At 39.0% G+C, this 11,510-nt stretch carries 9 protein-coding genes and 1 pseudogene; 2 read left to right on the top strand and 8 right to left on the bottom strand.

Going from position 1 to position 11,510, the window contains the following annotated elements; genetic code table 11:
* Positions 1-496: 496 nt before the first annotated feature.
* Both SANK73390_RS22185 and SANK73390_RS22190 read left to right on the top strand, forming a co-directional pair.
* A complete protein-coding gene (locus SANK73390_RS22185; RefSeq protein ID WP_462768459.1) occupies positions 497-736 on the top strand; it encodes an RNA recognition motif domain-containing protein in 240 nt (79 codons plus the stop codon).
* A 783-nt stretch (positions 737-1,519) separates the two neighbouring features.
* Positions 1,520-3,454 (top strand): S41 family peptidase, encoded by a 1,935-nt coding sequence (locus tag SANK73390_RS22190; protein WP_462768460.1) that lies wholly within the window; start codon positions 1,520-1,522, stop codon positions 3,452-3,454.
* Positions 3,455-3,980: 526 nt separating this feature from the next.
* On the opposite strand, the gene SANK73390_RS22195 is transcribed toward SANK73390_RS22190, so the two are convergent.
* The 8 genes and pseudogenes from SANK73390_RS22195 to SANK73390_RS22230 form a co-directional block, all read right to left on the bottom strand.
* On the bottom strand, positions 3,981-4,382 hold the full coding sequence (locus SANK73390_RS22195) for a GFA family protein (protein WP_462768462.1): 402 nt from the start codon (positions 4,380-4,382) through the stop codon (positions 3,981-3,983).
* 43 nt (positions 4,383-4,425) lie between these two features.
* Positions 4,426-4,776, bottom strand: coding sequence for a hypothetical protein (locus SANK73390_RS22200; protein WP_462768463.1), 351 nt, complete (start codon positions 4,774-4,776; stop codon positions 4,426-4,428).
* 119 nt (positions 4,777-4,895) lie between these two features.
* Positions 4,896-6,875, bottom strand: a complete 1,980-nt coding sequence (locus SANK73390_RS22205) for a TonB-dependent receptor plug domain-containing protein (protein ID WP_462768465.1) — start codon at positions 6,873-6,875, stop codon at positions 4,896-4,898.
* A 393-nt stretch (positions 6,876-7,268) separates the two neighbouring features.
* Positions 7,269-8,120, bottom strand: coding sequence for a Tim44 domain-containing protein (locus tag SANK73390_RS22210; protein WP_462768467.1), 852 nt, complete (start codon positions 8,118-8,120; stop codon positions 7,269-7,271).
* A 129-nt stretch (positions 8,121-8,249) separates the two neighbouring features.
* The gene (locus tag SANK73390_RS22215) at positions 8,250-8,966 is read right to left on the bottom strand and encodes a DUF3379 family protein (protein ID WP_462768469.1); all 717 of its coding nucleotides are present in this window, start codon (positions 8,964-8,966) and stop codon (positions 8,250-8,252) included.
* Positions 8,966-9,481: a sigma-70 family RNA polymerase sigma factor gene (locus tag SANK73390_RS22220; RefSeq protein ID WP_462768470.1), complete on the bottom strand. Its 516-nt coding sequence runs from the start codon at positions 9,479-9,481 to the stop codon at positions 8,966-8,968. Before SANK73390_RS22220 ends, SANK73390_RS22215 begins: the two co-directional genes overlap by 1 nt.
* A 63-nt stretch (positions 9,482-9,544) precedes the next feature.
* Entirely contained in the window at positions 9,545-11,182 is a 1,638-nt protein-coding gene (locus SANK73390_RS22225; RefSeq protein WP_462768471.1) for a BatD family protein, read from the bottom strand.
* Positions 11,176-11,510 (bottom strand): annotated as a pseudogene (locus SANK73390_RS22230) (hypothetical protein); the annotation flags it as partial. The gene SANK73390_RS22225 and the pseudogene SANK73390_RS22230, both read right to left, overlap by 7 nt.

The following is an 11,510-nucleotide window of genomic DNA, read 5'->3' on the forward strand; positions in this document are numbered from 1 at the left end:
CAAAGTAAATGCCGCAAGCAGATATATTTAACAGCTATTGAGAAAAGCAACCAATGGTAAAGTGTAAGTTTTGTTGTCTATGATGGGTTTTATTGTTAAAAGTCAGCGGCATATCAGAAATTAAAAATCTTTCCAATTTTGAACTTTTCCAGTATTTTGTGAGACAGAAGCCGCTCAGAGCCATTATTTCACTGACTTTTGTAAATTGATAACAAACTTAGCTAAGCCTTGCTACGTTGAGCATAAACCTGCCGCAGCAAACTCTGGGTAGACATAATAAATTTATGTTTCAGCGTGCGAATACCTCTTAGCTACATTTTTAACTCCTACTAATTTAGCTCCATAAAAGCAGCGCATAGGAGCTGATTAAAGCTAAATAATTTAAGTGTGCACAATTTAATCATGCTGCTTTGTTAACGTGTAACGCGCAATTTATCTTGGTTTATTGGGCTATAACTGAGACACTTGCAGCATAAATTACATTAGGCACAATATTATGAAACTTTTAGTCCGCAATTTAGCGCGTACAACGACTGAGCACGAAATTCGTGTTCTATTTTCTGCTCACGGCAGCGTAACAGAATGCAATCTAGTTTTAGATCAAGAGACTGGTTTATCAAAGGGTTTTGCGTTTGTTGAAATGTCTAACGATAACGAAGCCAAAGAGGCTATCGAAAAGCTAGACCGCTCTAGTGTTGATAAAAGTAACATTAGGGTCAAGCGCGCACAAAATTAATGAGTGACAAGCCAGTGGTTGTGACTGCTGGCTTAATTTTTTGTATTTCAAGTTATCATTTTATATACACTTCAATTATAAGTGCGCTCTTCGGCGCAAGCTCTTAGCATTAAAGCACTTTTTACAAACGTTTATTCCATCAAGTTAAAATATCTTTGAAGGCTTTTATCCATCCTAGCCATTATAGTTACCCTGTAGTTTGCAGCACATAATGATATTAAGTTACTAGTGAAATGTTTAATACCCATTTTATTAAAACATTGATCATCCTAGCGAACTAAATGACTGATTAACGCCGTTAAAAATTACTCGTGTAGAATAACTACATACCGAAAGTTTTGCCTTGTTACTAAGCCATTTATCTGTCGCAATATTTGACCATTTATTTAATGCAGTTGGTATAAATTATCGATAAGTAACTAGCACTTTTTTTGAGGTATTTTAATGTTTCTGCCCATTACAATCTTCAGGTGTGATTCTACAAACCTTGAAATCTTAAGTACAAGGCTGACAACCACTTTATTACATTTGTTTACAATAAGTGCTGAATACTTGTTTTCTTGTCCAGTCGATTTTTTCATTACTGGTCTTTAGTGTGGTTGGATGTAAAATATTGATACTTTTGATTTAATTTTTTATTTTTAAGCTTTGTTAACTTCCTGGAGGAAGTGGCTTTTTATGAGTAGAAATTAAGTTCTAACATATTTATATGTAATTTGTATTGATTATAGGTAAGAATGTAGTTACAACTATTAGCAATTAAAATAAAAAAGGATAGGGCTCATGTTGAAAAAGACAGCGCTGACAATAATGTTGGTTTTAGGATGCACATCAGCAGCACAGGCACAAATTACTTACCTACAAGACACAAGAGCTGACCTTCAGTTCCCAGATTATACTTATGATCAAAAAGTGGTCGTGGCTGAGCAGGCTAAATTATTACTAGATGGATTGTATGTTCATAAGTATGCTAAAAATTTATATTATGGTATTTCACCTACAGGTCATGTAGACCCTGTAGCTGCGATCGATGCGGTTATTGACGAATTGGGCACGCTTTCATCAGCGCAGTTTCATAAAAAAGTGCAAAAGATTTTTCTTTCGCAAAGAGATCTTCACTTAAATTACACATACCCTGCGCCACTTTCTAATTACATAACCTTTGTGCCGTTTAAATTTGCTCAAACTGTGGGTGCTAATGAAGCTGTAGAGGTTCGCGTTAATGATATTTGGAGTAACTTTTTAGCTTTCATGCCAGAGGGAGATAAGATTACGTTAGGTGACAAAGTGGTTGCTTATAATGGGAGAAATATTGAAGAGGTTGTAAAAGATAACTTTGAAAATGGAATGGGTGCAAACCCTGATGGTGGTTTTGTTCGGGCGTTGGAAGTATTAAGCCTTAAATCTCACTCAAATGCTTTACCCCCACAAAGCGATGTTTTAACTTTGTCTTTACAGTCACATGAAACGGGAGAGCAATACGATGTAACGTTACCTTGGTTAGTTTTTAATCGAGCACCAACGGCGACAAGTAACAGCTCGCAAGCAAGCGCTTATGTGCAAAGTACCAATGATGTATTTGCTCAAATTCAAGAATTAGAAGCAAAAGCGGATATTAATGATAACTTTGCGCTGGCACAAAACCCTACCACAGAACCGACAATTACTTGGAACAAAATAGATGTTGAAGGTCGCGCAATTGGTTACTTACGAATAGCATCATTTAGTCCTGAAACTGGCGCTGAGAATGCAATTAATACTGTTGTACAAGCCTTAGATACACATTTAGCTGATACAGCCGCATTGATCATTGATGTACGTGATAACCCCGGTGGTAATATTTTGTATGCAGACGCTTTGATGCAGCTATTTGCTCCGCAAAAAGCAACACCAACACGCTTTAGATTTACTAATACACCATTAAATCACTATATGATGCTAGAGAATCAATTTGGTATGTACTTTGAGCAAAGGTGGAGAGATGTACTCAGTGATGTAGTAGGTACTAGTGCTCAATATACAGCAACAAGTACGTTTGTTTCAAAAGAGCAAAATAATCAAGTTGGTCAAGCTTACTACCAGCCTGTTGGTGTGTGGTCGAATGCAAAAACCTACTCATCAGGTGATGTGTTCACATGTGGTATGCAAGATAATGGCTTTGCCACTGTTTATGGTCAACACAAGCGCACGGGGGCAGGTGGTGCAAATGTGTTAGAGCAAGATGTCTTTGCAACTTATGTTGGGGCTCCTTTTGAAAAATTACCAAGTGGTCAAGGCATGCGTGTATCTTGGCGTCAAATGGTTCGTCACGGGCACAATGTAAATAGTTTGGTTGAAGACTATGGCTGCGTAGCTAATCAAGTTGTGAGTTACGACTTACAAGATATCTTAAATGGTGATGAAGGGGATTTCGCAACAATAGCAACCAGCTTGTTAAGACAAAGCGTAAAACCTGCAAGCGTAAGTTTTGAGCAGCCTCGCTTTGTGGCACTGGCGGATATTAATAATATATTTTCTATTAACGTTAAAAATACAGAGTTAATTGATGTGTATATCAATGATGAAAAGGTAGAGAGAATGGCTGTTTATGCCTACGGATCACACGCTAAGCAAGTGGATTTCGCGGTGCCTGCGGGAGTAACATCAGGGTCTATAAAATTTGTAGGGATGGATAGTGGTAAAACGCCACTATGGAATAGTAAACGTTACTTTTTTTAAAGAAGTTATATGAGCTTGATAGCTAAGAACTGAGCGCAAGCCAATACTGACAATCACTGAGCAAACCAGATGATTGTTTGTTGTACACGTTCCACTGAACTTGGGTAAGTTTTCAACCTGTGATAATTGAGGCAGGTAACCTCAAAGAGGAACTTGATGTACTCAGTATTTTAGGGTGACACTTTTGCTAGATTGTAGCTAATTTAGCTTAACACCTAGGGGCAAAGAGTAGGGGATAAGTTGATTGTTTAATAACGTTTTTTTGTTATGAAATGAGCAATTTATCCCCTTTATTCTGTAATGAAACAGCTATTGCGAGAGATCACTTTTGAAATCTCAAACCGTTAATTAGCTTACACATCTAAGTAATGGTTCTCTATTTTATTTTGCACACACTGAACCGGAAAAATAATAAAATAGAGTCAACTTTTTAAATAACCTTATGCGATGGTTGTATATAAATGAAAAAAGGAGAGCGTATATTCACACCTTTTTAAATTTGACTAACATTGTGTACTGTAGCGAACTAGTCCCTATAACCATCAAGGTGTTGTTTACCATCATCACTAATTATTTCCCAGCTTGCTTTTGAATCAGTATGTAAATGATGGGCTACTCTTAGGTTTTTGTAACCCGTAGACAAAGTACCTACTGGTATATACATTCGAGTTGAATCATTGTCTCCTGGCATAGGAGAGCCACAAAATTGACAAAAATAAGTATGCCAGTCATGATTTGGTTTTGCCCATTTTACGATGTGTTGTTCACCAGTTAGCCATGTGAATACAGCATTATTAACTATAACGACAGCAACTCCTGCGCTGCCTGTTGCATTTCTGCATATAGAGCAATGGCAAACAAATATGTCGGATAATTCTGAACTTATTTGGTATGAAATTTTCCCACAATTACATGCACCAGTCGCCATGGTATTTGTATCCTTTTGAAATATAAATTAATTCAGCAGTTTACTACAACTTATCTAGCCGATACTGAACTAAACCTGTTTCATTAACAATGAATAACCAAGTGTTGTCACTGTCAGAGAAACGATACTGGTTCATAAGGTTTGTTGGCTCCACATGAGCTAAAAACTTGTTTAAATGTGCTTTTTCAAGAGTAAAGTTTCCCGCCGATGTATTATTGTCTAAATCATTAACAGCTAATATGTTTGTAGTTGATTTAGGTAAGATATCTGGAAGCCAACCTCTCTCAAACAGTCCGTTTTTTTTTGCAGCACTATACGTTGAATATGTACTTGTCACATGATCAGCACACCCCATAAAATACATAGATGCGATTAGTAAAATTAAATTTTTCATGCACTTTCTAAGCCCTTGAGCAAGTTGCTAATAAAGTTGGCTAGAATAAACGTCGAAGGAGTAAAAACCAACTGGATTTATACATGTTTTTGATTGCTGCTCTTATTAATCGGTCGTTTTTAAAACTGATATTCAAAACTGATTGAAGCGGTGCGGCCTCTATTGGCAATACCCTGATCATACATAATAGACTGTGTGCGATATTGTTGGTTAAACATATTTTCTAAAGACATAGATAGCTTTAATTGCGAAGATACTTGCAATGAAGCATTGGCTGAAGTAACAATGTAGCTTTGTTGATTCTTTACGGCTTTTTTTTGGCCGCGATAAAAGCTATTAAAATTAATATGCCAATTGTCATAGTGATAATCAAAAATAATTGCTCCGGTATTCCTTGCAACATCTATGTCAGAGCTGTCAGAAAACCAATTCCATAGTATTTTCATAGACAGTTGTTGAGTGAGTTTAAATTGTAACTCAGTCTCAAACCCTTTGGATTGTTGACCATCAATATTGGTGAACGAAGGTGAAAAGAAAGGGTTGTCTGGGTGTTCTACTGGTGCACCTAATAGGATAAGTTGCTTAAACTTATTTCTAAATGCGGTTATCTCGAAATGCCAATTGTCTGCAGTTTTTAACCAAGCGACTTCAACTGTCTCTACCTCTTCAGCATTAAGGTTAATATTACCAAAATCAACATAGTTATTTCGATCATATAGTTCTAAAAAATTAGGCGCTCTAAATGCCGTTCCATACATCAATTTAACACTGCTTTTTTCTTTTGCTTTCCACACAGCTGCCAAGCGTGGGCTTGTTGCGCTTCCAAAATCGTTATAGTTGTCGTAACGCAAACCGACTGTAAGCTCCCACAGCTCATTAATTGATAGTTGATCTTGAATATATAAGCTAGCGATATTTCGGGATTTTTTGTCGTTAAAGCTTTGCTCCCCTGTCAAGCGAACAGATTGTCCGTATGGCTCTAATGTAAATAAATCATGAGTCGTGGCAGTATACACGTCATTGATTTTAGCTTGTTCGTAAGAAATACCCGTAGATAGTAAGTGACTATTGGTTATCTGGTAACGAAAATTAGTTGCAAACTTGGTGTTTTGAGAACTTAAAAATGGACCACCAATAAAATTTGATGTGAGCGAAAAGCCGGGATTGATTTCAACGCCTTTTGGAATAAGTAGCGCTATCGTTTCCCACTTATTCTGACTGTGAGAAAGCTGCGCATCATAAGTCAGGTTTTTAAACAAAGTACCATGGTACTCAGCGGCTACAGACCACTGTTGGGTTTGCTCTTGATTGATATTATTTCCAATCGAACCTAATGGAATAAAGTCGTTTAATTGTCTATTCATATAACGGCCAGTAAAAAGCCATGCATCCAAAGTTTGTTTTAAATAGACATCCAGGCCTTTAATGGGATCGCGCACGTTATCCGTTATCCCATTAATGTCAGTGAGCGGGTAGTTATGTCCTTTATCTTTAAATAAAGATAGGTATACATCTGTTGTTTGGTTATCAAAAAACGGATGAGAATAAGTTAAATTGGCAGAGATTTTTGCTGGGTGACTTATTGATATGCTTACTTCATTACGCATAGATGTCGTTATGATGTTAACAACCCCTAAAAATGCATTGCTACCATATAAAGCTGAACCCGGTCCGCGAATAATTTCGATATGATCAACATTACCAAGATCCAATAATCGATTGATAATAGAAATTCCACCGGTATATAAGTCATTCACTTTATTGCCATCGATTTGCACTAATACTGACTCAGATAATGCTGTGCTTCGTCCTCGCGCTGAAATTCTATTGGCAGTGCCTTGTTCGATATCTCGAGTGCTTTGAAAACCCGGAACAAAGTTTAACAATGCTTGTAAATTTGATATCCCCATTTGTTTGATTGTTTGGCGAGTTATAACGTAAACAGTTGAAGGTGATGAATAGATGCTTTGTTTATTTTTAGTCGCAATTTCAATGGTGGCTAGCTCCTCTAGGCTCAGTGAAAATATGTCATCGCTTTCACCACACCACACTAAAAAAGGAAAAAAGAATAAAATGGTAAATGGCAAGCTTTTGAACATTGAACACCTCTAATGTTGACTCTTAAAATAGAGCCTTCTTTACTTTATAGGTGTTTATTAGATAACTCTCAAGCGAAGTAGAGTATGTAACGCTTGTTTTTACACTAAATAAATAGTTTGTTAATTAAGCGAAAGTTACAGTTTGTTTTTATTACTCCAATTGCATTCAATAAATGACCAGATATTACGACAGACAAATGGCTTAGTAACTAGGCAAAAATCTCGGTATGTTGTTATTCTACATGAGTAATTTTTAGTGCAGTTAATGAGCTATCTAGCTCGCTAGAATGAGCAATGCTTTAATAAAATCGGCATCAGATATAAATTATTATCACAAAAAAGCCGCTAACACTTAGTATCAGCGGCGGGTATTAGTCAATGAAAGTGAGGCTTTTAGTCGTTGGCTAAATCTTCAATACCCACAATTAGCCAAGGTGCGTTGCCCTGAGTTTGACGCTCTAAGTGCCAAATTTCGTTTATTGGCTCTTCTTGCTTATCACCTAAATCGCGATATTTACCTTTAAACTGAATACTGACTTCCCACACCTGCGCTTTCGTATCAGCACGAACAAGCTCAGCATCCACAAACATCACTTCGGTAGCCACTTCACCTTTCGTTGCTCGCTCTAGTTTGAATTCTTCAACTAACTCTGGGCTTAGGTACTCAGCCATGGTGGCAAAGTCTTTATTGTTCCAAGCTTCTTGAAGTGTGTGATAGTGCTGACGTGCGCCTTGTAAAAAGCCATTTGTATCAAAATCTTTAGGTAAGTTAAAAGGCACCGACTCTGGTTGGGTAAAGCCGCTTGTTGCTGAGGATTGCGATTGAAATTGCTGTGGCTGGTTAAACTGAGTTGGACTTGCATGTGGACTTGCAGCTATTTGTGGATGCTGACGCTTGAGCAGCATACTTTTAACCAGTTTAAAGATTAAAAATGCAGCACCTGCAAGCAGCAACATCTCTAAAAGTTGAAACCCTTCAAAGTCACCGCCCAGCATAGCGGCAATTAAACCGCCAGCGAGTAATCCACCGAAAATACCAGCCATCATGCCTTTTTTACTCGACTTAGGTTTGGCCGCTTTTTCGCCGTTAAGGGTCTTGGTATCGGTTTGCGCTTTTTGTTGAGTAGTGCTGGTTTGATGGGTTTTACCAGACTTTTTACTGCCAAACTTTTTTCTTGCTTCAACATCAAAGCTACTAACAAACAACAACGAGATCAGTGAAAAAAATACAATAAAATTTTTCATAACTATCCTATAGAACTAAAACTAGGGTAATTGTAATCAAATCATTGAATGAGTTAAATAAAAATAGGCTCGAACAGGGTTTAAGAAGGACGGGCGGCACTGCATTAACGTACCGCTTTTTTTACATGCCTACAGCCAGCGAAGTGCACTGGCAACGTTTTTTTGATATTGCTCAACGGGAGAGCCTAAATCTGCAACCAACACAGTGGCTGCATTGCTATCTTGTTTAATAATGCCATTGTAACGGTCATCTTTAAATTTACCGTCACTTCCTAGGCTATTTTTTCCAGACAGTGGCACAATAAATACTGTCATCGGACCATGTTCAGATTGAAATACCAAGTGCAAACTTTTTTGTCCTTTAAAATTACAAAAAGTGGCGTAGGTGATATCACCAGGCAAAGCATCAAGTTTCGCGCCAAATAATGAAAGTTTATCATTTACCGTTTGCAGAGTAATTTTAGCATTACTGGCAAATGCAGCTTGCTCGTGATGAACATGTGCCAGCGCGTGCTCACCTGCGAGTAAGGGGGCTTGTGTTGCGCTCATAAAATATAGGCTTAGCGCAAATGTCGCACTTGCCGCTGTAGCAAATGGCGTTTTATAACGTTTAAACCAGCCTTTTTTAACAACCACATTCTGTGCGTTATCGGCTTGTTGGTTGGCTAAAATACGCTCGGCTAAGCCGTCGGGTACTTTTACGTCGAGTGCCTTTTCTAGCTGTGTGTCAAACGCTTGTAGCTCGTTTAACAAGGCTTGTTGCTCTGCATTATTTGCAGCCTCTATCGCAACTTCCTTATCGTTGGGGTCTGCAAAAAGGCGGCGACGAAATTCAAGATCATTCATCAGTTTTGTGCCCCTTTTAATGGTTCTTGGTGTTCGGTTAACGCATCTTTTAGTTGATTGCGAGCCCGATATAATCGGGTCATTACGGTGTTCTTGTTTAATTCTAAAATGTCTGCAATTTCCTCCCCCGAGCAGCCCATCACAACTTGTAAAAGCAGAGGCTCGCGGTATTCAACTGAGAGTTTGCTAATTTGCCTTTGTATGACTGTCTGCTCCATCGATTCATCTAAACTTGCAGTGCTGTTGTCAATGAGCGTATCGTTTTCTACATCAGCATAATCAAACTGTTTTCTCTCAAATCGTCGTGCATTCTCACGGCGTACAATTGTTAGTAACCAAGGTTTGGCAGCTTTGTCATCTTGTAATGAATCAAGCGAACGCCAAGCCCGTAAAAATGTTTCTTGGACTAGATCTTCAGCAACGGTCGGGTCTTGGCATAGCCAGTAGGCAAAGCGGTAAAGCTCACCATGATAAACCTGCACCAAAGCTTCGTAGCGTTTTTGTTTTGTGGTCATGCTAGTAAGACCTTATGGTTGGTGATTTTATTACACCACGATATAAAATAATTTTTATCTAGCTCAGTATAGCTGAGCTAGATGTGTGTTATTGCCTGTGGCTTGGTTTTTTATAGCCTGAGTCAAAATTTGATATATCTTAGATAAATCAGCAGATTGATTGCTATTACTATAGAGCGATGCCTGTAGTTTAGCAATTTCACTCTTAAGCTCAGGTTCGTTAAATTGAGCGACCCATGCATCAAGCCCTAAAGTGGGAGACTCCTGACTTGCAAGCGCTCGTAGTGCTTGGTAAAAGCTCTGTGCATCTTGTTGTCCCAGCGCCACTTTTAACTTAGCTAACACGTTGTTTGTGTTGGGCAGAGGGGCCACTTGAGTATTTGATTTAGCAGTTTTTGGCTTGCGTATTAGCCAAATAGCCACGGTGAGCAACCAAAGCACATATCCTGACCCCATTAATAACCAATCTAAACCGGTTTTAGGTTGTGCTATTGGTGGTGTTTGCATATTGGCTCGTGGCTGCTCTACATTTTGCTGCGGTGTTACTTGCGCTTGAATGGGTCGCGATGTCAGTGGTTGATTAGGGTCAGCAACGACGGTAATGGTGCGCTCTGCTAAGGTGGCGTAGTTCACTTTATTAATTACTGTGTTAAACCACGGAATTTTCACCTCAGGTAAGGTGTAGGTGCCAGGTGTTTGCGGCACTAATGCATGAGATGACACCAATTGCGAAATTACTCGCCCATCTCTTGTGAGTTGGTTTCTATCGCTTTCATCTGGGTAACTGCGAATACCTGTTATTTGCTCAAGCGTTATATCCGGAAGTTGTTCTTGGGTTACACCCAACGCGGTTAGCGTGATGGTGCGTGTAATTGGGGTGCCCACAGTGACTTGCTCATCAGCTGGTTGCCACTCTTCGCTAAGGTTAACAAGTTCACTGGGCAGCCAAGTACCTTGGTAATCGTTAGGTATAGGCTTAACTTCAAGATTAATATCATCTGCGATGGCTGATACAGCCATACGGCGGTAGTTTTCACGCACTTGGCCGTTAAATACAGGTGGAGCGATGGTAAACGAGCCACTTTTTTGCGGTTGTAGCAAATACTCGCGAGTGATGACCATATAACGACGACCATCTACGACCTCGTAGTCTTCTTTTTGCTTACCCATTTGGGTTACTTGCGCATCGTTTATTTCTGGCGCGGTGAGTTGCCCGTCTAATAGGTCTTTGCCTATATATAGCTTCACAGTGTATAAACCTGCTTGCTGAACATACAGGGTACTTGGACTAAGTTGTGCTTTAACAAAAATATCTTTTTGATCTTGTGCATCTTCGCTGCGTGGGACCACTGTGAGTTCAATAGGCGTTGAGCGTTTGCCAGCAACGTTAAATGCGGGAATAGTAAAAGTGCCTGCTTTGCGTGCCAGTACTTGCATTTGCCAAGTCGTTTCGCTGCTCATACTGCCATTTATGATACTGGTACGAGAACCAACACTGATAGGCCCTGTGACAAATTGTTGGGTAAGAGCACTGGTATCGGGTTGCTCGCCTGACACTTTGCCATCGGCAGTAATGGTCAAAGTAAAGTACTCTCCGACCAATACAGGGTTTTTATTAACACTGGCAGTTAAGTTATCAAAAGCCATAACTGGGTTTATTAGTAATAAAAGGAATACGGAAACAAACAAACGTATTACCATGATTTTTCAACTCCTTGTGGACGGCGTTGTTGTGCGCGTTGTTGTGCTTTTAATTGCATTTTATTGCGTAACAGAATAGCGGGATCATCGGGTACTTTTCTAAGTAATTGGTTAAGTTGCTGTGCTTTTTCTTTCTCTTGTGGAGTCAGAGGCTTAGCTGATACAGAAGCCGCTTGCGCTTGTTCGTCAGTTTGTTGTGATTGCTGTTGAGCTTGTTGCATTGCCTCTTTTACAGCTTGTGTATCTTTATCTTGTGACGATTGTTTTGCATCTGTTTGCTTGCTTTGTTCAGCTTGCTGCTCACTTTGCATCTCAGGCTGGTTATTTT

Source organism: Pseudoalteromonas sp. SANK 73390 (genome assembly GCF_054966645.1).